19 protein-coding genes and 1 riboswitch are annotated in these 22,083 nt (G+C 32.2%); of the genes, 14 read left to right on the forward strand and 5 right to left on the reverse strand.

What is annotated here, in order from left to right; translation table 11 throughout:
• Window positions 1-64: 64 nt before the first annotated feature.
• The 4 genes from MW871_RS12030 to MW871_RS12045 are packed head-to-tail and all read right to left on the reverse strand — an operon-like array spanning window position 65 to window position 6,298.
• Window positions 65-1,465 carry an efflux transporter outer membrane subunit gene (locus MW871_RS12030; RefSeq protein WP_248428767.1) on the reverse strand — a complete coding sequence of 467 codons (1,401 nt, stop codon included), beginning with the start codon at window positions 1,463-1,465 and terminating at the stop codon, window positions 65-67.
• Window positions 1,455-4,625 (reverse strand): efflux RND transporter permease subunit, encoded by a 3,171-nt coding sequence (locus MW871_RS12035; protein ID WP_248428768.1) that lies wholly within the window; start codon window positions 4,623-4,625, stop codon window positions 1,455-1,457. The genes MW871_RS12030 and MW871_RS12035 overlap by 11 nt, the downstream gene beginning before the upstream one ends.
• 8 nt (window positions 4,626-4,633) lie before the next feature.
• Entirely contained in the window at window positions 4,634-5,782 is a 1,149-nt protein-coding gene (locus MW871_RS12040; protein ID WP_248428769.1) for an efflux RND transporter periplasmic adaptor subunit, read from the reverse strand.
• Window positions 5,783-5,809: 27 nt separating this feature from the next.
• The gene (locus MW871_RS12045; protein ID WP_188051020.1) at window positions 5,810-6,298 is read right to left on the reverse strand and encodes a GbsR/MarR family transcriptional regulator; all 489 of its coding nucleotides are present in this window, start codon (window positions 6,296-6,298) and stop codon (window positions 5,810-5,812) included.
• 250 nt (window positions 6,299-6,548) lie between these two features.
• Between MW871_RS12045 and MW871_RS12050 the strand changes: the two genes are divergently transcribed.
• The 14 genes from MW871_RS12050 (at window position 6,549) to MW871_RS12115 (ending at window position 21,323) form a co-directional block, all read left to right on the forward strand.
• Complete coding sequence (locus MW871_RS12050) at window positions 6,549-7,778, forward strand: HD domain-containing protein (protein ID WP_248428770.1); 1,230 nt, start codon at window positions 6,549-6,551, stop codon at window positions 7,776-7,778.
• A 39-nt stretch (window positions 7,779-7,817) separates the two neighbouring features.
• Entirely contained in the window at window positions 7,818-8,861 is a 1,044-nt protein-coding gene (gene lpxD, locus MW871_RS12055) for a UDP-3-O-(3-hydroxymyristoyl)glucosamine N-acyltransferase (RefSeq protein ID WP_188051018.1), read from the forward strand.
• Complete coding sequence (locus MW871_RS12060; RefSeq protein WP_188051080.1) at window positions 8,854-10,242, forward strand: bifunctional UDP-3-O-[3-hydroxymyristoyl] N-acetylglucosamine deacetylase/3-hydroxyacyl-ACP dehydratase; 1,389 nt, start codon at window positions 8,854-8,856, stop codon at window positions 10,240-10,242. Before lpxD ends, MW871_RS12060 begins: the two co-directional genes overlap by 8 nt.
• Window positions 10,243-10,318: 76 nt before the next feature.
• Window positions 10,319-11,104: an acyl-ACP--UDP-N-acetylglucosamine O-acyltransferase gene (lpxA, locus tag MW871_RS12065; protein ID WP_188051017.1), complete on the forward strand. Its 786-nt coding sequence runs from the start codon at window positions 10,319-10,321 to the stop codon at window positions 11,102-11,104.
• Window positions 11,105-11,188: 84 nt separating this feature from the next.
• Entirely contained in the window at window positions 11,189-11,755 is a 567-nt protein-coding gene (efp, locus tag MW871_RS12070) for an elongation factor P (protein ID WP_188051016.1), read from the forward strand.
• Between the two features lie 77 nt (window positions 11,756-11,832).
• Window positions 11,833-12,762: a UDP-3-O-(3-hydroxymyristoyl)glucosamine N-acyltransferase gene (locus MW871_RS12075; protein ID WP_248428771.1), complete on the forward strand. Its 930-nt coding sequence runs from the start codon at window positions 11,833-11,835 to the stop codon at window positions 12,760-12,762.
• Window position 12,763: 1 nt separating this feature from the next.
• Window positions 12,764-13,126, forward strand: coding sequence for a nuclear transport factor 2-like protein (locus tag MW871_RS12080; protein ID WP_188051014.1), 363 nt, complete (start codon window positions 12,764-12,766; stop codon window positions 13,124-13,126).
• Window positions 13,127-13,222: 96 nt separating this feature from the next.
• Window positions 13,223-14,095 carry a succinate--CoA ligase subunit alpha gene (gene sucD, locus MW871_RS12085; RefSeq protein ID WP_188051013.1) on the forward strand — a complete coding sequence of 291 codons (873 nt, stop codon included), beginning with the start codon at window positions 13,223-13,225 and terminating at the stop codon, window positions 14,093-14,095.
• A 213-nt stretch (window positions 14,096-14,308) separates the two neighbouring features.
• Window positions 14,309-14,731, forward strand: coding sequence for a hypothetical protein (locus MW871_RS12090; protein WP_248428772.1), 423 nt, complete (start codon window positions 14,309-14,311; stop codon window positions 14,729-14,731).
• Window positions 14,732-14,847: 116 nt separating this feature from the next.
• Window positions 14,848-14,945: riboswitch (SAM-I-IV-variant riboswitch) on the forward strand.
• A gap of 57 nt (window positions 14,946-15,002) precedes the next feature.
• Complete coding sequence (locus MW871_RS12095; protein ID WP_248428773.1) at window positions 15,003-16,325, forward strand: Na+/H+ antiporter NhaC family protein; 1,323 nt, start codon at window positions 15,003-15,005, stop codon at window positions 16,323-16,325.
• A gap of 186 nt (window positions 16,326-16,511) precedes the next feature.
• Entirely contained in the window at window positions 16,512-17,258 is a 747-nt protein-coding gene (gene fabG / locus MW871_RS12100; protein WP_188051010.1) for a 3-oxoacyl-[acyl-carrier-protein] reductase, read from the forward strand.
• Between the two features lie 67 nt (window positions 17,259-17,325).
• A complete protein-coding gene (locus MW871_RS12105) occupies window positions 17,326-19,353 on the forward strand; it encodes a hypothetical protein (protein ID WP_248428775.1) in 2,028 nt (675 codons plus the stop codon).
• 20 nt (window positions 19,354-19,373) lie between these two features.
• Window positions 19,374-20,270, forward strand: a complete 897-nt coding sequence (locus MW871_RS12110) for a LysR substrate-binding domain-containing protein (protein WP_248428776.1) — start codon at window positions 19,374-19,376, stop codon at window positions 20,268-20,270.
• Between the two features lie 75 nt (window positions 20,271-20,345).
• Window positions 20,346-21,323 carry a YeiH family protein gene (locus MW871_RS12115; RefSeq protein ID WP_427854653.1) on the forward strand — a complete coding sequence of 326 codons (978 nt, stop codon included), beginning with the start codon at window positions 20,346-20,348 and terminating at the stop codon, window positions 21,321-21,323.
• On the opposite strand, the gene MW871_RS12120 is transcribed toward MW871_RS12115, so the two are convergent.
• On the reverse strand, window positions 21,316-22,056 hold the full coding sequence (locus MW871_RS12120; RefSeq protein ID WP_188051007.1) for a YoaK family protein: 741 nt from the start codon (window positions 22,054-22,056) through the stop codon (window positions 21,316-21,318). The genes MW871_RS12115 and MW871_RS12120 overlap by 8 nt on opposite strands.
• Window positions 22,057-22,083 lie beyond the last annotated feature (27 nt).

Consider the following 22,083-nt stretch of genomic DNA (forward strand, 5'->3'; position numbering starts at 1 on the left):
AAAAACCACTACTTTTTGAAAGTAGTGGTTTCTAATTTTTGAATTAATAATATTAAAAAGTAGTTTATTGCCAACCACCGCCAAGAGCTCTATACAGTTGAATTATGGCTTTATATTGTTGGTATTTATTGTCTATCAAACTCAATTCAGCATTCAGCGCATTGTCTTTTACAGTCAATACTTCTAAATAATTGGCTAAACCATAAGTTAACAATTCATCAGAAAAACCAGTGGCTTTGTTTAATGCCTCTACTTGCTTTTCTCTAACGGTCAATTTATAAGTCTCATTATTATATTGTGCTAACGCATCCGAAACTTCTTTTCCAGCTATTAACAACGATTGTTCAAATTGAATATAAGCTTTTTCCTGATTGGCTTTAGCAATTTCGAACTTAGTTTTAATTTGTCTCTGGTTAAAAATTGGTTGAGTCAAACCCGTAATTACATTCGCAAAAAGTGAATTTGCACTAAACCATTCTTTCAAATCTATACTTTGCAATCCACCTGAAGCAGTCACTTTTAACGTTGGATAAAAATTACTTTTAGCAATATTAGTTTGCTCAAAATTAGAAATCAAATTGTACTCTGCAGCGATAACATCCGGCCTATTTCTTAATAAAGTTGCTGGAACTCCTAGCGTAATAGTTGGTTGCATTAATTGATTTTCAAAAGTGCTTCTTTCAATTTTAGATCCACTTTCGCCTAAAAGAATGCTCATGCTATTTTCTAAAATAATAATACTGTTTTTTAAATCAGCGATAATAATTTCAGTGGCATATTTCTGCGCTTCTGTTTGTTTTACGCCAACTTCAGTCACATTACCAGCATCCTTTAATGCAACAATAGCTTCGATACTTTGGTTTCTATTAATCAAAGTTTTCTCTGCTAATTCGATTTGAGCATCAACAGAAAGCAATTGGTAATAAGTAGCGGCAATGTTAGCTATTAATTGCGTTTTTACAGCTTGTTTTACCGCAGTTGTTTGAAGAAAACTTGCATTTGCAGCACGTTTGTTACTTCTTATTTTACCCCAAATATCTGCTTCCCAAGAAAGATTTCCTGTTAATTGATATTGGTCCGTGCTTCGGTTCTGCAATAAAGCACCAAACTGACTGTTTTTGGAAAGTTCTTGATGTGTCCAATCAGCTCCTGCGGAAAGAGTAGGGAAGTACCCTGCTTTTCCTTGTTTCATAGTAGCTTCGGCAGCTACAATGTTTTGAATTGCGATTTTGACATCTAAGTTATTAACTAATCCTTTTTGTATATATCCTTGCAAAAGCGGATCCGTAAACACTTTATCCCAAGCCACATTGGCAAATGATAAAGTATCATTAGAAACGACTTCGTTACGGTATAAATTTTCTGTTTTTAATTCTGAACGCTTGTAGTCTTTGGCAACAAAACACGATTGCATTATTGTTGCTGTTAGAACAACAAGTCCTATTTTATGGAACTTATTTTTCATTTTCTTCGTTTAAAAGTATAGTATCAGATTCGGTAGTCACAACAGGTTTTCCTGAAATTTTTTCTTGTAAGCTTTGGAATATGATGAACAAAATAGGAACTACAAATACACCTAAAATGGTTCCAACTAACATTCCACCTACAGCTCCCATACCAATCGAACGGTTACCTACGGCACCAACTCCAGAAGCAAAAGCCAATGGCAATAATCCGAAGATAAAAGCTAGAGAAGTCATTAAAATAGGACGTAAACGTGCTTTTGCACCTTCGATGGCAGCTTGCGCTAAATCCATTCCGTGTCGGCGTCTTTGTATGGCAAATTCGACTATCAAAATGGCATTTTTCGCTAATAGTCCTATAAGCATTATCAGTGCAACTTGAAAATAAATGTTGTTTTCCAATCCTGCAAATTTCACAAAAGCAATCGCTCCAGCAATACCAACAGGTAATGAAAGTAGTACAGATAATGGAACTAAATAACTTTCGTACTGTGCACTTAATAAGAAATAAACAAATATCAAACTTAGTAAGAACACGCCAATTGCTTGATTTCCTGCTAGAATTTCTTCACGAGTCATCCCAGAAAATTCATAACTATACGTTTTAGGTAAATGCTGCGCCGCAACTTCTTGAATTGCTTTGATTGCATCACCAGAACTATAACCTGGTTTTGCTTTTCCGTTTACATTTACTGCTTTCAACATATTGAAACGGGCCACTGCTTCAGGACCATAAATTCTTTTTAGATTTATAAACTGACTGATCGCCACTTGTTGACCTGCAGCATTCTTTACATAAATGTTGTTTATCGAAGCTTCGTTAGCTCTATCAGACGGTTTAGCCTGAATCATCACGCGGTATTGCTTACCAAATTTATTAAAATCAGTAGTGTACAATCCTCCATAATAGCCTTGCATCGTGTTGAAAATATCAGAAACTGATACTCCAGCATCTTTCGCTCTTTCGACATTAATATCCATTTGGAATTGCGGAAACGATGCATTAAAATTGGTTTGAGCATATTGAATTTCAGGTCTTTTCATTAATTCGCCTAAAAACTCATTGCTCACTTTGCTTACTGTAGCCCAGTCATCATCGCCTTTATCTTGAATTTTTAATTCGAAACCATCGGCTGAACCAAAACCTTGAACACTTGGTGGTGTGAAAAATAAAGCTCTTGCATCTTTAAAATGGGCTGTTTTTCCAAATAATTCTTTTACAACAGCATCAACGGATTGATTGGCTTCTTTACGGTGTTTCCAATCTTTTAATTTAATGATTGTAAAAGCATAAGAACCCCCATTTACACTGTTCAGTAAACTGAAACCTACAACGCTCATTCTAGATTCAATAATATCCATTGAACCTAAAATGGTGTCTAATTCTTTAACTGCTTTTTCAGTTTTTTCTAATGTTGTTCCTGGAGGCAATGTTAAATCGGCCATGATTATTCCACGGTCTTCATTAGGAATAAATCCTGAAGGTGTCGTTTGGAATAAAAGGAATGTAATTCCTGAGAAAACAACTAAACCAATAACCGTAATCCATTTTTTTCTTGCCAAAAATCCTAATGATTTCACATATTTGTTATTCATTCTATCAAAACTAGAATTGAAAGCAATGAAAAAACGATCTTTAAAATTGGCATCGTGATGATCAGAATCTTTGTGAGGTTTTAAGAATAAAGCACATAATGCAGGACTTAAAGTCAAAGCATTAACTGCTGAAATCAAAATTGCAATTGCCAAAGTAATCGCAAACTGTTGGTAAAAAACACCTGATGGACCACTCAAGAAAGACACAGGAATAAATACTGCCGCCATTACCATTGTGATCGAAATAATAGCTCCTGTAATTTCGCTCATTGCTGAGATAGTCGCTTCTTTTCCTGATTTTGCTCCTTCATCCAGTTTAGCATGCACTGCCTCGACGACGACAATGGCATCATCGACGACAATTCCAATGGCTAGAATCATAGCAAATAAAGTCAACATATTGATCGAGAATCCAAATATTTGGAGGAAGAAAAAGGTACCAACAATTGCTACAGGAACTGCAATTGCAGGAATTAAAGTCGAACGAAAATCTTGCAAGAAGATATATACCACAATAAATACCAATATAAAAGCTTCGAGCAAAGTGGTTAATACTTTGTCAATTGAAGCATCAAGAAATGTTTTTGTGTTTAATGGAATCACGTAATCAACTCCTTTTGGGAAGTCTGGTTTTGTATCTTCTAAGATTTTCATTACTTCGGTAATAATATCTTGCGCATTAGAACCAGAGGTTTGGAAAACCCCTACAGCAACCCCTTGTTTACCCATTGCAATATTCTTAGTTCCATAATTGAAACCTCCTAATTCAACAGTGGCAACATCTTTTAAGTGCAAGAAATTTCCATTTCCTGTAGAACGAATAACAATATTTTCGTAATCTGCAATTTCAGAAAGTCTTCCTTTATATTTAATTACATATTCATAAACACCTTCGGCATTTTCACCAAATTTCCCTGGTGCAGCTTCAACATTTTGTTCTTGCAATGCGGCTTGAATTTCTTTTGGAGAAACATTATACGCAGCCATTTTTGCAGGATCAATCCAGATTCTCATCGAATAATCTTTGGATCCAAAAACGTTTACTTGACCAACACCTTTTACACGTTGTAATTTTGGAACTAAATTAATTTTAGCATAATTCTGAATATACGTTTCATCAAAATCTTTGTTTTTTGAATATAAAGCAAAGAACATCAAAGCACTCGTTTGACTTTTTAGCGTTGTAACTCCAGTTTGAACCACCGCTTGAGGAAGTTTACTAGTAGCACGCGATACTCTATTTTGAACGTTTACCGCCGCAATATCTGGATCTACACCTAATTCGAAATATACAGAGATTTTAGCAGAACCATCATTGGCAGCAGAGGAAGTCATATACGTCATTCCTTCTACACCGTTGATTTCTTCTTCTAGCGGAATTACAACACTATTTAATACGGTTTCTGCATTGGCACCGGTATAATTGGCACTAACCTGAACGGTTGGCGGTGCAATTTCAGGGTATTGTTCGACTGGTAATGCCATCAATCCTAAAACCCCTAAAATGGTTATTAAGATAGAGATTACAGTCGATAGGACAGGTCTTTCTATAAAAGTTTTTAACATTTTAAATATTATTTTTTAGCTGCAGCAGCATTTGTTTTTACTATTTCTTTATCCGTTGGAGCTACAGTTTCTGAATTCGTTTTATCAATTTGTTGTGGAATAATTTCTGTATCATTTTTCAATTTTGAGGCACCTTCAACAACTATTACGTCACCTTCAGAAAGTCCATCGGTAACAATAAAGTTCAAGTCTGACGTTCCGTTTGTTGTAATAATTTTTGATTGTACTTTATTTCCTTGACCTACAACAAAAATCATTTGTTTTCCTTGCACTTCAAAAACAGCATTTTGGGGTACTACAACAACGTCTTTCTGGATTATTGGCAAACGAATGATTCCACTATTTCCACTTCTTAAAAGACCTTCAGGATTTTTGAATTCAGCTCTAAATTGAGTGGTTCCCGTTGTTGGGTTTACTAAGCCGTTCATAGTGACAACTTTACCTTTTTGGTCGTATTCTGAATTGTCCACTAAAAGTAAAGAAACTTCTGGAACTGATTTTAGTTTTTCAGCAGTTGTAGCCCCTTTAAAAGTTTTATTGAAGAAAAGTAATTGCTTTTCATTCATTGAAAAGTAAGCACGTATCATTTTGGTATCAGACACTGTAGTTAATGGCATTTCACTCGTTGAATTCACCAAACTTCCTTCACGGAAAGGCAAACTACCAATTACTCCATTTACAGGAGAAACGATTGTTCCAAAACCAATATTTGAAGCAATACTACCATAAGCACTTTTGGCTTGAGCCAATTTTGCTTTAGCCGTTTCCAATTGAACATTACTGATAATTTTGCGATCTACTAGAGGTTTTAGTCTATCAACTTCAACCTGAGCGGCTTGTACCATTGCTTTGGCGGCAGAAGCATCTTGGTTTAACGTTTGTGTTTCTAGTTTGAAGAGTAGTTGTCCTTTTCGTACTACTTGTCCTTCATCAACATATATTTTTTGAATAAATCCAGTTACTTTAGGACGGATTTCTACGTTTTGTTGGCCTTCAAGATTAGCGGTATATTCTTGGTAAACAACAGCATCTTGCTTTGTAATTGTTTGAACTGGAAAAGGCGCAGCTGTTGGAGCTGGCATTTGCTGCTCTTCTTTTTTACCGCAAGAGGCTAAAATTAGTACTACAAATAGAGTTAATATTGAATTTTTTTTCATTTTTATTCTTGAGTTTGGGATTTATATTTAGTGATTATTCTTTTCTATTATTTTAAATTTTTCAATGGTCTTTATCAAAAGTTCTTCTACCTCACAAACGTGTGTTTTGTAAGCTTTGATGTCTTCCATATTGTATTGTTCTTCTGAACAGGAAATGGTTTGCTCACGATAATGAATGAGTCGATCTAAAATGGTCTTTTCAAAATCTACTAATTTGATGTAATTTGCTAATCTTTCACTGAAGGGTGAAGGCTTAAAATATTTTTTTCGATCACCTGAAACTGTGTAGTAGGTAATTTTTCCCATTTTTGATAGCAAATTCAAATTTGTAGAAACAGAACTTTTACTAGCTTTCATTTTTGCTACAATTTCCTCAAATGTTAAACCTGTTTTACATCCATCAATTATTAATAATCCTAGAATTCTAGAACCTAGAGGTGGTAAATTATATAATAATTCAAAATGATTTCCGAACATTTCGATCAGTTCTTCGCGTTCTTTTTGTATTGTTTCCATAATTTTTTTTTGCAAAAGTAGAGTTAGTTCGTATATTTGCGAACTAAACGAACTTAAATTTGTGTTAATTTTTTAACATTTTATTTTTGTTCTATAGATTGAGTTGAAATTAAAAATTATAAAACTGCTCTAATCAAGTGAGTATGGTTTAAAATACATTTGTAATTTTAAACTCAAAATGGGGTTCATTTGGATTTCTTATTTAAGATCTAAATTTCCGTATATTTGTTGACCTAAAAAATAACTTATAGTGAGTCAAATCAATAAGCTTAAAATATTTAATGATCCTATTTATGGTTTTATTACCATTCCCAATGCTTTAATTTACGATTTAATTCAGCATCCTTATTTTCAGCGTTTGCGTCGTATATCACAAATGGGATTGTCCTACTTAGTCTATCCAGGAGCTAATCATACTCGTTTTCATCACGCTTTAGGCTGTATGCATTTGATGCAAAAAGCGGTTGATGTACTTCGATTTAAAGGAGTTGTTATTTCAAATGAAGAGGAAAACGCTTTGTACATTGCTATTTTACTGCACGACATTGGTCACGGACCTTTTTCTCATGCTATGGAAAAAAGTATTGTAGAAGAGGTACATCATGAAGAAATATCATTGTTATTTATGAACCAATTAAACGTTGAGTTTAATGGTAAGCTAGATTTGGCTATTCAAGTATTTAAAGGAGAGTATGATCGTAAATTTATGCTTCAGTTGATTTCGAGTCAACTCGACATGGATCGAATGGATTATTTGAAACGCGATAGCTATTATTCGGGTGTTGCTGAAGGGAATGTGAATTCAGAACGATTAATTCAGATGATGAATGTTGTTGATGACTATTTAGTTATCGAAGAAAAGGGAATCTATTCGGTAGAGAAGTTTTTAATGTCACGACGTTTGATGTATTGGCAAGCGTATTTGCATAAAACGAGTTTAGTGGCCGAATTAATTTTGATGAGAATACTAAAGCGAGCCAAAGAATTAACATTAAAAGGAGTTCCATTACCCTGCAGCGAACCTCTATTATTTTTTATGCAAAATAAAGTTACAATAGAAACTTTTGATGCTGAAAAATTAGATTTATTTGCTCAATTAGACGATTTTGATATTATTGGAGCTTTAAAATCTTGGCAAAAAAATGATGATTTTATTTTATCCACCTTGAGTAAAATGATTGTTAATAGAGATTTATTAAAAATTAAATTAACAAGTGAAAAAGTAGCAATTGAAGATTTACAGCCATTGAAAGAGCGTTTTGCGTTACAGAATAATATTTCTGTCACAGATGCTAATTATTTTATCTTTAAAGGAAAAATAAAAAATCAAGCTTACAGTAAAGAAGCAGATCCTATACGTATTTTGAAAAAAGATAATACTGTTGAGGATGTAATTGAATCTTCCGATCAGCTGAATTTAAAATCATTATCTAAATCGGTGACCAAATATTACATCTGTTTTCCAAAACAACTGTTATAAAAACACCATTTAAAATCTATTTTTTATATTTTTGTCGCAATGAAATTTACAGCAGAACAAATAGCAGGGATTTTAGAAGGAGAAGTTATTGGGAATCCAATGGCCGAAGTTTTTAGATTGTCAAAAATCGAAGATGGAGCAGAGGGATCACTGACTTTTTTGTCAAATCCTAAATATCTTCATTATATATACTCTACAAAAGCCTCAGTAACAATTGTTAATGATAGCTTTGTTCCAGAGGCAAATTTAGATACAACATTGATAAAAGTACCAGATGCGTATGCTGCTTTTTCTAAATTATTAGAATTTTATAATGAAGTAAAGCAAAATAAAAACGGTATAGAACAACATTCCTTTCTTTCTTCGAGTGTAATACATGGAGAAAACCTATATTTGGGCAGTTTTAGTTATGTAGGAGAAAATGTTATTATAGGTACCAACGTAAAAATATATCCCAATTGTTTTATAGGCGATAATGTTGTTATAGGCGATAATGTAAAATTATTTGCTGGCGCAAAAATTTATTCTGAAACTAATATAGGTAACAATTGTACAATTCATTCCGGAGCTATTATAGGTTCGGATGGTTTTGGTTTTGCACCAAATCCTGATGGAACTTATACCACGATTCCTCAAATAGGAAATGTAATAATAGAAGATAATGTAGATATTGGTTCTTGTACGACGATTGATAGAGCGACAATGGGATCTACTATCATTAGAAAAGGAGTAAAATTGGATAATCAAATTCAAATTGCTCATAATGTAGAAATAGGGGAGAATACTGTAATTGCTGCACAAACTGGTGTTGCAGGTTCTACTAAAATTGGAAAGAACGGAATGATTGGTGGCCAAGTCGGAATTTCAGGACATTTACACATTGGTGATAATGTTAGAATTCAGGCCCAATCTGGTGTTGGAAGAAACATAAAAGACAACGAAATTTTGCAAGGAAGCCCTGCATTTGGATACAATGATTTTAGTAAATCGTATGTTCATTTTAAGAACTTACCTAAAATTGTTGCAGAAATAAAAGAATTAAAGAAACAAATATTAAACCAAAAAAATGGAAACAATGGTTAAACAGAAGACCATCAAAACAGAAATCTCATTAACAGGAGTTGGACTGCATACCGGTAAAGAAGTAAAAATGACTTTTAAACCTGCTCCCGTGAATAATGGTTTTACTTTTGTTCGAGTAGATCTGGAAGGACATCCTATTATTGAGGCAGATGCAAATTATGTTGTAAACACTGAAAGAGGGACAAATTTAGAAAAACGTGGAGTGAAAATTCAAACTCCAGAACATGTTTTGGCAGCTTTAGTTGGTTGCGATTTAGACAATGTTATTATCGAATTGAATGCTTCAGAACTTCCTATTATGGATGGTTCTTCAAAATATTTTGTAGAAGCTATAGAAACTGCTGGAGTAGAAGAGCAAAATTCAAAAAGAAATGTATACGTAGTAAAAGAAGTTATTTCTTTTACAGATGAAGAATCTGGAAGTGAGATTTTGGTTATGCCAAGTGATCATTATTGCGTAACAGCTATGGTAGATTTTGGGACTAAAATTTTAGGTACTCAAAATGCAAACATGAAAAGCATTGCCGATTTTAAAACAGAAATTTCTCAATCAAGAACCTTTAGTTTTCTACATGAATTAGAATCATTATTAGAAAAAGGGCTTATTAAAGGTGGGGATTTAAATAATGCCATTGTTTATGTTGACAAGGATATTTCTGCCTCAACTATGGAAAACTTGAAAGTTGCTTTTGGAAAAGAGGAATTGACAGTTAAGCCCAATGGAATTTTAGACAACCTTACTTTGCACTATCCAAACGAGGCAGCAAGACATAAATTACTAGATGTAGTTGGAGATTTAGCTCTAATTGGTACAAAAATTCAAGGTAAAGTTATTGCCAATAAGCCAGGACATTTTGTGAACACACAGTTTGCTAAAAAAATGGCTAAAATCATAAAAATCGAACAAAGAAATTATGTTCCTGTTTATGATTTAAATTTAGAACCATTGATGGACATTCATAAAATTATGGCTGTTCTTCCTCATAGACCTCCATTTTTGTTAATTGATAGAATTATAGAAATGTCTGAAAGTCATGTTGTAGGTATGAAAAATGTAACGATGAATGAAAATTTCTTTGTTGGTCATTTTCCAGAAGCTCCAGTTATGCCAGGTGTTTTAATTGTTGAAGCTATGGCTCAAACAGGAGGAATTCTAGTTTTAAGTACGGTTCCAGATCCTGAAAATTATTTAACATATTTCATGAAAATTGATAATGTTAAATTCAAACAAAAAGTATTACCTGGTGATACTTTGATATTTAAGTGCGATTTGATAACACCGATTCGAAGAGGAATTTGCCACATGCAAGCAAATGCTTATGCCAATGGTAAATTAGTTGCTGAAGCAGAATTAATGGCACAAATTGCTAAAAAACAATAGATTTGGAGAAAATTACTTTTAATTTTATTAAAAATGAAAGGTAGCTTTAACCTAGTAAAAAATTAAAAAATAGCTGATGAATCAACCACTAGCCTATGTTCATCCAGGCGCAAAAATAGCCAAAAATGTAGTTATTGAGCCGTTTACAACCATTCATAATAATGTAGTTATTGGAGATGGAACTTGGATCGGATCAAATGTTACTATAATGGAAGGAGCGAGAATTGGAAAAAATTGCAATATATTCCCAGGTGCGGTTATTTCAGCAGTTCCTCAGGATTTAAAATTTGGAGGCGAGGATTCCTTAGCAATTATTGGTGATAATTGCACTATTAGAGAATGTGTAACCATCAATAGAGGAACAATTGCATCGGGTCAAACTACAATAGGTGATAATTGTCTTATAATGGCAACAGCTCATATTGCTCATGACTGTCATATTGGTCACAATGTTATAATTGTAAACGGAGTACTTTTAGGAGGACATGTAACCGTAGGGAATCACGCTATTATTGGTGGATTATCTGCAGTGCATCAGTTTATTAGCATAGGTGATCATGCCATGATTTCTGGAGGATCACTTTTAAGAAAAGATGTGCCACCTTACACTAAAGCCGCAAAAGAACCTTTGTCTTACGTAGGTATTAATTCAGTAGGATTAAGAAGACGTGGTTTTTCTTCTGAGAAAATTAGAGAAATTCAAGGTATATACAGGATTTTATATCAAAAAAATTACAATACCACTCAAGCTTTAGGAATTATCGAAGCGGAGATGGAAGCAACACCAGAAAGAGATGAAATTATTGATTTCATTAGAAATTCATCTCGAGGTGTGATGAAAGGATATTCTGGAAATTACTAAAAAAACTCTTGACTATTAGCAATTTGGTAGTAGTCAGAAAAATAAATAAAATATAAATCGCTAATAGCTAAAAGTAAAATATAAATGGCATCTACATCAGATATTAAAAACGGATTGTGCATTAAATTCAATAATGACATCTATAAAATAGTTGAATTTCTTCATGTAAAACCAGGTAAAGGACCTGCTTTTGTTAGAACAAAACTAAGAAGTTTAACTAACGGAAGAGTATTAGATAATACTTTTTCTGCTGGACATAAAATTGATGAAGTACGAGTTGAAAATCATAAATTTCAGTTTTTATATCCAGAAGGTGATGAATTTCATTTCATGAATACTGAAACTTTTGAGCAAATTACATTAAATAAAAATATTTTAGATTCTCCAGGTTTATTAAAAGAAGGAGAAAATGTAATGATTAGCATTAATACAGAAACTGATTTACCACTTTCAGTAGATATGCCAGCCTCTGTTATACTTGAAGTTACGTATGCTGAGCCTGGAATTAAAGGAAATACAGCAACAAACGCTACTAAATCAGCAACTGTTGAAACAGGAGCGCTAGTAAATGTTCCTTTGTTTATCAATGAAGGGGATAAAATTAAAATAGACACTACTTCTGGTTCTTACATGGAACGCGTAAAAGAGTAAGTAATTTGATAATAGAAAATGTGAAAATTAGATAAATTTCACATTTTCTATTTTTTTTTAATTTTCTAATAAAAATTATGAAATTTCCAAAAGTTTACTCTTTAGAAGAAATAGCTATTATTATCGGTTGTGAATATGTTGGTGATACCAATTTCCCTGTAACTGGAATGAACGAAATTCATGTAGTTGGCAGCGGTGATATAGTATTTGTTGATCATCCAAAATATTATGATAAGGCTTTAAATTCGGCTGCTACAATTATTTTAATTAATAAAAATGTTGACTGTCCTGAAGGGAAAGCGTTATTAATTTCTGAAGATCCGTTCAGAGATTTTAATAAATTGACAAATTATTTCAAGCCTTTTCAGTTTTCAAATGTCTCATTAGCTACTTCTGCAACTGTAGGAGAAGGAACTATTATTCAGCCAAATACGTTTATAGGAAATCATGTAGTTATTGGTAAAAATTGTTTAATACATTCTAATGTTTCTATTTATGACCATACTGTAATTGGTGATAATGTTATAATTCATGCAGGAACAGTTTTAGGTGCAGATGCTTTTTATTATAAAAAAAGAGCCGAAGGATTTGATCAGTTGCTTTCTGGAGGAAGAGTTGTCATTCAAGATAATGTAGGCATTGGAGCTCTTTGCACCATTGATAAAGGAGTAACAGGAGATACAACTATTGGTGAAGGAACAAAAATTGACAATCAAGTGCATGTAGGACATGATACTGTGATAGGAAAAAAATGTTTAATAGCTTCTCAAACCGGAATTGCAGGCTGTGTTATTATTGAAGATGAAGTGACAATTTGGGGACAAGTAGGAACCACTAGCGGAATTACGATAGGAGCAAAGGCTGTTATCATGGGACAAACTGGAGTAACTAAATCAGTTGAAGGTGGAAAATCTTATTTTGGTACTCCAATAGAAGAGTCAAGAGAGAAATTGAAACAGTTGGCTAATATTAAAAAAATTCCAGAAATTTTAAAAAAAATAAAGTAATATGTCTTCAAAAGAAATTGTTGAGAAATTTTACAAATCGGATGCTTTAATTGATAGTGAAGTTATAAAAGATTTTTTACATCCCGATATTATAGTCGAGTGGAACAGTAGCAAAGGTTTTATTGAGCTAAATTATGAAGCATTATTAAATTTATCTAACGATTTAAGTAAAGCTTACGTTCGATCTAAGGTTCGCATCAATCAGATTATTGCCGAAAATGATTTGGTTTCAGTGCGTTATTCTCATTTTGTTAAAACAATAGAGAACCCTAGAGAAGAAATGTTACTGGCACATTTTATTGTGATTTGGCAAATTAAAGACAATAAATTATATCGAGGGTATCAAATGAGCCAATTATCCTAATTTAGTGGTAAAAAACTGAATATGGGATACCCGTTTAGTGCTTACAATTTTATACTTTTGCATAACCATTTTAAAAACTACATAAAATAATATATCATGAGTGTTTTAGTTAATAAAGATTCCAAAATAATTGTTCAAGGTTTTACAGGAAGTGAAGGGACTTTCCATGCTTCTCAAATGATTGAGTACGGAACTAATGTTGTTGGTGGTGTAACTCCAGGAAAAGGAGGAACATCTCATTTAGACAGACCTGTTTTTAATACTGTAAAAGATGCTGTTGAACAAGCAGGAGCTGACACAACTATCATTTTCGTTCCACCAGCTTTTGCAGCTGATGCGATTATGGAAGCTGCAGATGCAGGTATTAAAGTAATTATTGCAATTACAGAAGGAATTCCTGTTGCTGACATGATAAAAGCAAACAGTTACGTTAAAGAAAGAAATGCAAGATTAATAGGTCCAAACTGTCCAGGAATTATTACTCCAGGTGAAGCTAAAGTTGGTATTATGCCAGGTTTTGTTTTCAAAAAAGGAACTATTGGTATTGTTTCTAAATCAGGAACTTTAACTTACGAAGCGGCTGACCAAGTAGTAAAACAAGGTTTAGGAATCACAACTGCTATCGGAATTGGTGGAGATCCAATCATTGGAACTACAACAAAAGAAGCAGTAGAGTTATTGATGAATGACCCAGAAACAGAATGTATCGTAATGATTGGTGAAATCGGTGGACAATTAGAAGCGGATGCTGCTCATTGGATTAAAGCTGATGGAAACCGTAAACCAGTTGTAGGTTTCATCGCAGGAGTAACTGCTCCAGCAGGACGTACAATGGGACATGCAGGTGCAATTGTTGGTGGATCTGATGATACGGCTGAAGCTAAAAAACAAATTATGAGAGAATGTGGTATTCACGTAGTAGATTCTCCAGCTGAAATTGGTAAAAAAGTAAAAGAAGTTTTAGGATAATCTTTTATATTTATAAAAAAAATTAAAAGCCTCACATTTTGTGGGGCTTTTTTATTATTGAATGGAATTAAAGAATACCTTTGCACTTTATTAAAAATAGTGTTTAATAGATTTATTTTTGATAAATAAAAAATGTAAACGAATGGTCTAGATAACTTTTCAGATTTTTGTGAGTTTTATCTAGGAAGACCATTTCAAATAAAAATATAATATATGTACAAGGAGTTAGAAAAATTCAAAGTTACCAATCAGTTTTCATTTACAGCAGAAGATAGTTTAGCAGAAGTTTGCAATGCATCTGAAGGATCTGGTGTGTTTTTAGTTTATGCAGTTGGTGAAGTAAAAGAGTTAATTATGGTTGGTTCTACTGGAACTGTTCAAAATGACGGAACTTTGAAAATTAAAAATGGTGGTTTGAATGACAAAATAGTCGAAGGACACCAATTCGCTAAAACAGGAAGAAAATATTCTTGGCCAGCACAAATGAAGAAAGAAGATATTAGCACACTTGAAGTAGTTTGGTATGAGACTTTTAATAATGATTCTAAAGTAATTCCAACATTTGTAGAAGCACAAGTTTTACAAAATTTCTTAGATGAAAATGGAAGATTGCCAAAATGGAATGTAGCTTTTTAAGTTATTTCTATACTAATACAATTGAAAGACTTTACTTTGGTAAGGTCTTTTTTTTGTTTTAAATTCATAAATAGTATTTTTATTTGTTTATATAAAAAAATAAGTACTATTTTTGCCCCCGTTATCACGAATCTCTTAATAGAGATAGCAACCTGCAACAACGAGCAAGGTGCTAAAACGATAAGCCAAATCCTTTGGAAAAAATGTTGTTTTTTTATTCCTGTTTTGCTTTTTTGTTTTTCGTCATAACCCTTTAATTTAAAAAATGATTATGACTAAACAAGGTAAAAATAATGGTAATCCATTCGCATTAATTCCTTTATTTATTTTTATTGCTACTTTTTTAGGAGTTGGTATTTGGCTAGATGATTTTTATGCTTTCCCGTCTCCAATTGCTGTTTTAATTGGAATAGTTGCGGCTTTCCTACTTTTTAAATCTTCTACAGAAGATAAAGTGAATACGCTGATTGCTGGTTGTGGTGAAAGTAAAATAATGACGATGTGTCTTATATATTTACTTGCGGGTGCTTTTGCTGTAGTGAGTAAAGCTACTGGTGGAGTAGATGCTGTTGTAAATTTGGGAATAAACAATATTGATGTTGCTTATTTTCCTTTAGGTATTTTTTTGATTGCCGCATTTTTATCTACTGCGACTGGTACTTCTGTTGGGGCAATTGTTGCAATTGGTCCTATAGCAGTGAGTTTAGCGGATAAAAGTGGTGCTTCATTACCTTTGATTTCGGGTGCATTATTGGGTGGTTCTATGTTAGGAGACAATCTCTCTATGATTTCGGACACCACTATTGCGGCAACACAATCTTTAGGTTGTAAACTCAAAGACAAGTTTAAAATTAATTTATTTATTGCTTTTCCAGCTGCTATAATTACAATTGCAGTATTTTTCTATTTGGGTTTAAACTCAGAAATTGTTTCCGTTGCCATACCTAAAACTGATTTTAATTGGATTGCTATCATACCCTATATACTCGTTATTGTATTAGCAGTTTCTGGAATTAATGTGTTTTCTACGTTAATTATAGGAACATTGTTAGCGGGAATTATAGGTTATTTTGGTGGTAATTTTACGCTTATGGTTTTTACCCAAAAAATATATGAAGGTTTTACCAGTATGACAGAAATATTCTTACTTTCTATGCTTTCAGGTGGTTTAGCTGCGATGGTTGATAAAGCGGGCGGAATTGATTACGTTTTATATCAAGTTAAAAAGCGAATAAAGAGTAAGAAATCGGCGCAGACAGGAATTGGTGTTTTAGTTGGATTAACCAATTTAGCAATCGCTAATAACACCGTTTCTATTGTGATTACAGGAAGTATTGCAAAAGAAATTAATGATGAATACAATTTGAGTGCAAAGAAAACCGCGACTATACTTGATATTTTTTCTTGTGTTATTCAAGGAATATTACCTTATGGAGCTCAAGTACTTTTGATATTAAGCTTTGCAGATGGAAAGCTGAACTTTTTAGATTTGATTAGTAATGCTTGGTATCATTTGTTCTTATTTGTTTTTACATTAATCGCTATTTATGCTAATTTTTGGGATAAATGGGTGAATCGAATTATTAAAATTTAAAAGCTAGTATTTTTATTAATGTATATGGTTTTGTATTTTTTTTAAAAAAGTAAATATTCTATATTTGACAGATATAAGATAGCCCTGATAGAAGTGGAAATCCTTTTATTTTTTTGTTTAAAAAAATAAAAGATTGTAGCGGATAGCAGGAATAGCTTCAAATAAAAATTAAAATAAGTTTTGAATATGAAATTACTAGAAGGAAAAGTAGCTATAATTACAGGCGCAAGTCGTGGAATAGGTAAAGGAATTGCAGAAGTTTTTGCAAAACACGGAGCAAATATTGCTTTTACTTACAGTTCATCTGTAGAATCAGCTATGGCATTAGAAAATGAATTGAATGCACTTGGAATTAAAGCGAAAGGGTATCAATCTAACGCAGCTGATTTTAATGAAGCGCAAACGCTTGTTGATGCGGTTAATGCTGAGTTTGGAACAGTAGATATTTTGATTAACAACGCCGGAATTACCAAAGATAATTTGTTAATGCGTATGTCTGAACAAGATTTTGACCAAGTAATGGATGTAAACTTGAAATCAGTTTTCAACATGACAAAAGCAATTCAGAAAACTTTTCTTAAAAAACGTGCGGGATCTATCATTAATATGAGTTCTGTAGTTGGAGTAAAAGGAAATGCCGGACAAACAAATTATGCTGCTTCTAAGGCGGGAGTTATTGGTTTTTCTAAATCAGTAGCATTAGAATTAGGATCGCGCAACATTCGTTGTAATGTAATTGCACCAGGTTTTATTGAAACTGAAATGACTGCAAAATTAAACGAAGATGTAGTAAAAGGTTGGAGAGATGGAATTCCGTTAAAACGTGGCGGAACTACTGAAGATGTAGCTAATGCTTGTCTGTTCTTCGCTTCAGACATGAGCGGTTACGTAACGGGTCAAGTTATGAACGTTTGTGGAGGAATGCTTACTTAATAAAAAGTGATTCGTTTTTAGTTTTTTTTAATCAAAATTGAAAACGAATTTCTATATACTATAAAATATGACAACAACTGCAATACTATTATTACTGGTTTCTTTATTAATAGCTAGCGGTTTATCCTATTTTCAATATATCTACAAAGCCAAAAACAAATCTAAAGTGAATTTGTTTTTGGCTTTTTTACGTTTTTTAACTATTTTTTCTATTTTTTTATTGCTTATTAATCCAATAATAACCAAAAATAGATTAGAAATTGTAAAAACACCTTTACCTGTCGTGATTGATAATTCTAGTTCCATTTCATTTTTGAATGTGAATAAAGAAGTTGAACAATTATATAAAAAAATCATTTCGAATAAGGATATTCAAGAAAAATTTGAGGTTCAATCCTATCAGTTTTCAGAAGATTTTGAACCATCAGATAAATTTACTTTTAAAGGAACGCAGACTAACATTGATGTTGTTGCCAAAAACCTTAAAAGCATTTATAAAAACAACAATTATCCGACGATTTTAATCAGTGATGGAAATCAAACTTCAGGTAATGATTATGTGTATAGTTTTGGTACTGAAAATAAAGTGTACCCAATAATTGTAGGTGATACAACGACATTTTTAGATATTAAAATCAATCAATTAAATGTTAATAAATATGCCTTTCATAAAAATAAATTTCCTGTTGAAGCATTTTTAAGTTATTCAGGAACAAAAAACATTACTGCTGATTTTGTAATTTCACAAGGAAACTTAATACTCAGTAAGCAGCGAATTTCATTTACAACTTATAAAAAAACGGCTACTGTTAGTGTTCTTTTACCTGCTGACAAAATAGGAATTCAAGTTTTTAAAGCTACTATTACATCTTTAGAAAAAGAAAAAAATACGTATAATAACACCAAAAATTTTGCGGTTGAAGTTATTGACCAAAAAACGAATATCGCAATTGTTTCACCAATTAATCATCCAGATTTAGGAGCATTAAAAAGAGCGATCGAAACTAATGTACAACGTAAAGTAACTATACTTAAACCTAACGATATTAAATCATTACAAGATTATAATGTTTTAATTTTATACCAACCCAATACAGAATTTAAAGCCTTATTTGAGAATAACAAAGTAGCTGGAATAAATACCTTTATTATTACTGGAAATAGTACGGATTTTAATTTTCTGAATCAGCAACAAAACAATCTCAACTTTAAAATGAGTGGACAAAAAGAGGATTATTTATCGGTCTTTAACCCACAGTTTAATTTATTTGCAATTGATAATATTGGATTTGAAAATTTACCTCCTTTGCAAAATGCTTTTGGATCCGTTACCGTAAACGGATCATTATCTGTTCTTCTTTCGTCTAAAATTAGAACTATTGATACGAATAGTCCTTTATTAGCTTTTGCTGAAAACCAGAGCAAGAGAACCGCTTATCTTCTTGGCGAAAACAGCTGGAAATGGCGTTTACAATCCCACATCAACAATCAATCATTCGAAAAATATGATGTTTTTATTGATAAAATAATACAGTTTTTAGCAACAAGTACGGGCAAAAAATCATTAGTTGTTGAACATGAGCAATTTTATAATTTTGGCGAAGCTATTGAAATTACAGCTCAGTATTTTAATAAAAATTATGAGTTTGACGAAAAAGCTCGATTGACCATTGCGGTTACTAATACAAAAACCAAACAAACCAAAAGCTTTGATTTACTAAAAAGTAATAATTATTACAAAGTGAATCTTGACGGTCTTAAAGCGGGTAACTATAGTTTTAATGTAAAAGAATTGAATTCTAATAGTACTTATTCTAGTAATTTTGAAATTCTTGATTTTGATATCGAAAAGCAATTTGTAAATCCCGATATTGAAAAAATGTCGCAACTAGCGCTACAAACCCAAGCAAATGAATACTATCCAGATCAAGTAGATACTTTAATAAAAGTGCTTTTAGAGAATAAAGAATATAAAGCCATCCAAAAAAATAATAGTACAAAAACGCAATTGATTGACTGGGTTTGGCTGTTAATTTTCATATTGATTCTATTGATCACAGAATGGTTTACTCGTAAATATAATGGTTTACTTTGATAAAACTAAAGTAGTAGATTATGGATTTTAGACTAAAAGTTTTTTATATCGTTGCGAGTCGTTTGAGTTTTACAAAAGCGGCAACCGAATTATTTATAACTCAACCTGCAGTTTCTAAACACATACAGGAATTAGAAGAACAATATGAAATTAAACTTTTTGAAAGAAATGGTTCTAAAATTTCATTAACAAGTGCTGGCGAAGTATTGTTAAACCACACCAAGAATATTTTTGAAATTTATCGAGAAATAGATTTTGATATGAGTTCGCTTATTAATGAACGTAATGGATTATTGCGAATAGGAGCGAGTACTACAATTTCACAATATATTATATCGCCACTTTTAGCCCGTTTTCATCAGAAAATGGAAAATATCAAAGTCAATTTACGCAATGGAAATACGGAACAAATAGAAAGCGCTTTATTAAAAAAAGAAATTGAAATAGGCATTGTTGAAGGACAATCTAAAAATAAGTCTATAAAATATAGGCAGTTTTTAAAAGACGAATTAGTCTTAGTTTGCAAAAGTTCTCATTCTCTTGTAAAAAAAAACGAATTGATTCAAGAAGATCTTAAGAAAATGAATTTTCTAATTCGGGAGCAAGGTTCTGGAACACTTGAAGTTATTGAATATGCTTTGAAAACCATCGAACTCAAATTTTCTGATTTGAATGTTGAAATGCAATTGGGAAGTACTGAAAGTATAAAGTCCTATTTATTGAACTCTGATTGTGTTGCTTTTTTATCCATTCACGCTATTGAAAAAGAGTTAAAAAATAACGAACTGACTATTTTAGATGTAAAAAATCTAACTATAGAACGCTATTTTTATATCATTACTCTTCAAGGAAAAAATGATTCTCTTTCTGATTTATTTATAAAAATAATTTCCAGTTACTATAACCTGGAGTTATAGTAGATTGTTATTTGTGATTATTGAATGTTGTTTAAACTTCTGACCTTTGTAGCGTAATAATTAAAAAACTTCATTGTGAAAAATCATAATACAACACCTAAAAAAGATTCTGCTGCTTTTCTAAAAGTTAGCCCAATTTTTCAAAAAATAATTTTCGGACTATTAACTCTTTTATGTCTTTCCGGTTTTATTTCTCCACCCGTTGCCTTATTGATGGGATTAGTTGTTGCTAATCTTTCAGGACATCCTTTTTTAGAACTCAATCATAAAGCGACTAGCATTTTATTGCAAGTTTCAGTAGTTGGACTTGGTTTCGGAATGAACGTTAACAGTGCTTTATCGGCTGGTAAAGAAGGATTTATTTTTACAGTTGCATCAATATTTTGTACTTTAATTTTAGGTTTCTTTATCGGAAAATGGTTGAATATCGAAAAGAAAACCTCTCACCTAATTTCTTGTGGAACTGCTATTTGTGGTGGAAGTGCCATTGCTGCGATTGCTCCCGTAATTAAGTCGGATGAGAAACAAACTTCCGTTGCATTAGGAGTAATTTTTATACTGAATTCAATTGCTTTGTTTTTATTTCCAGCAATTGGACATTGGTTAGATCTTAGCCAACAAGAGTTTGGTTTGTGGTGTGCCATAGCCATTCACGACACGAGTTCAGTTGTAGGAGCGGCAAATAAATACGGAGCAGAAGCCTTGCAAATTGCAACTACGGTAAAATTAGCTAGAGCATTATGGATTATTCCTGTTGCTTTATTAACATCGGTTTTATTCAAAAATAAATCGAGTAAAATAAAAATCCCGTATTTTATTGGACTGTTTATTGTTGCAATGCTATTGAATACTTATGTACCGCAAACAGCTCTTGTAGCACCTTATTTAGTAAATATTGCTAAAATTGGATTAACAATAACTTTGTTTTTAATTGGAGCAGGTCTTAACTTTAGTGTTCTAAAATCGGTTGGTGTAAAACCATTAATTCAGGGTGTTTTGTTGTGGATTTTTATTGCAACTGCTGCTTTAGTTTCAATTATGTATTTCAGTTAATTTTATGTCGCAATGTTTTACGTTTAATAACATGAAACTGCATTCTGATATAATCATATAAAAGAGCTATCAAAAGGAATACAACAGCTATGAGAAGTGTTTTTAATTGCAATACATTATATAAAAAACCACCAGAAACGCATCCAATAAAAAAACAAATAATTATAGATAATCTAAGAAAAATACTTGTTTTTAGTTTTTTATTTTCTTCTGGCTTTTTATAAAAAAATAATTGAGATAATTCTATTCCAAGATCAGTAAAAAGTCCTGTAAGGTGAGTAGTTCTAACGGTAGATTGCGAAATTTTTGTAACCATAGCATTTTGAATTCCCATAGCAAATAGCATCAAAAAGGCTATCCATTTTCCTTCATTATTTGATAATTGAGATTGCGATCCAAAAAATGCGATACTTAATAAAATGATCATTTCGAGAGAAATTGGAATTACATGTGACAAATGAGAATTTTTCTTAGCGATTAATTCAGATAAAAAGTTAGAAGTAAAGGCTCCAAATAAAAAAAATAAAGTGAGTACCAAAAATGTAAATGCAGCATTATAATCCTGCTTCATTATTTCTTCTGCAAAGTAGGCAAAATGACCAGTAACATTGGTAGTTAAAGTGTGTATTGATAAAACCCCGGTAATATTTACAAGACCAGCGACAAAGGATAATAATACGGCTAAACGAAGATTATGAATAAAAGTTCTGTTTTTTCCTTGATGTCGAAACATATTTGTGGTTTTCCTTTAGTATTAACA

Source organism: Flavobacterium pygoscelis, from assembly GCF_023162025.1.
GTDB classification, from domain to species: Bacteria; Bacteroidota; Bacteroidia; order Flavobacteriales; family Flavobacteriaceae; genus Flavobacterium; species Flavobacterium pygoscelis.

Coding starts and splice junctions, on each gene's coding strand:
- MW871_RS12030 (WP_248428767.1), bottom strand. CDS start 1,465: ATGAAAAATAAGTTCCATAAAATAGGACTTGTTGTTCTAACAGCAACA.
- MW871_RS12035 (WP_248428768.1), bottom strand. CDS start 4,625: ATGTTAAAAACTTTTATAGAAAGACCTGTCCTATCGACTGTAATCTCT.
- MW871_RS12040 (WP_248428769.1), bottom strand. CDS start 5,782: ATGAAAAAAAATTCAATATTAACTCTATTTGTAGTACTAATTTTAGCC.
- MW871_RS12045 (WP_188051020.1), bottom strand. CDS start 6,298: ATGGAAACAATACAAAAAGAACGCGAAGAACTGATCGAAATGTTCGGA.
- lpxD (WP_188051018.1), top strand. CDS start 7,818: ATGAAATTTACAGCAGAACAAATAGCAGGGATTTTAGAAGGAGAAGTT.
- MW871_RS12060 (WP_188051080.1), top strand. CDS start 8,854: ATGGTTAAACAGAAGACCATCAAAACAGAAATCTCATTAACAGGAGTT.
- lpxA (WP_188051017.1), top strand. CDS start 10,319: ATGAATCAACCACTAGCCTATGTTCATCCAGGCGCAAAAATAGCCAAA.
- efp (WP_188051016.1), top strand. CDS start 11,189: ATGGCATCTACATCAGATATTAAAAACGGATTGTGCATTAAATTCAAT.
- MW871_RS12075 (WP_248428771.1), top strand. CDS start 11,833: ATGAAATTTCCAAAAGTTTACTCTTTAGAAGAAATAGCTATTATTATC.
- MW871_RS12080 (WP_188051014.1), top strand. CDS start 12,764: ATGTCTTCAAAAGAAATTGTTGAGAAATTTTACAAATCGGATGCTTTA.
- sucD (WP_188051013.1), top strand. CDS start 13,223: ATGAGTGTTTTAGTTAATAAAGATTCCAAAATAATTGTTCAAGGTTTT.
- MW871_RS12090 (WP_248428772.1), top strand. CDS start 14,309: ATGTACAAGGAGTTAGAAAAATTCAAAGTTACCAATCAGTTTTCATTT.
- MW871_RS12095 (WP_248428773.1), top strand. CDS start 15,003: ATGACTAAACAAGGTAAAAATAATGGTAATCCATTCGCATTAATTCCT.
- fabG (WP_188051010.1), top strand. CDS start 16,512: ATGAAATTACTAGAAGGAAAAGTAGCTATAATTACAGGCGCAAGTCGT.
- MW871_RS12105 (WP_248428775.1), top strand. CDS start 17,326: ATGACAACAACTGCAATACTATTATTACTGGTTTCTTTATTAATAGCT.
- MW871_RS12110 (WP_248428776.1), top strand. CDS start 19,374: ATGGATTTTAGACTAAAAGTTTTTTATATCGTTGCGAGTCGTTTGAGT.
- MW871_RS12120 (WP_188051007.1), bottom strand. CDS start 22,056: ATGTTTCGACATCAAGGAAAAAACAGAACTTTTATTCATAATCTTCGT.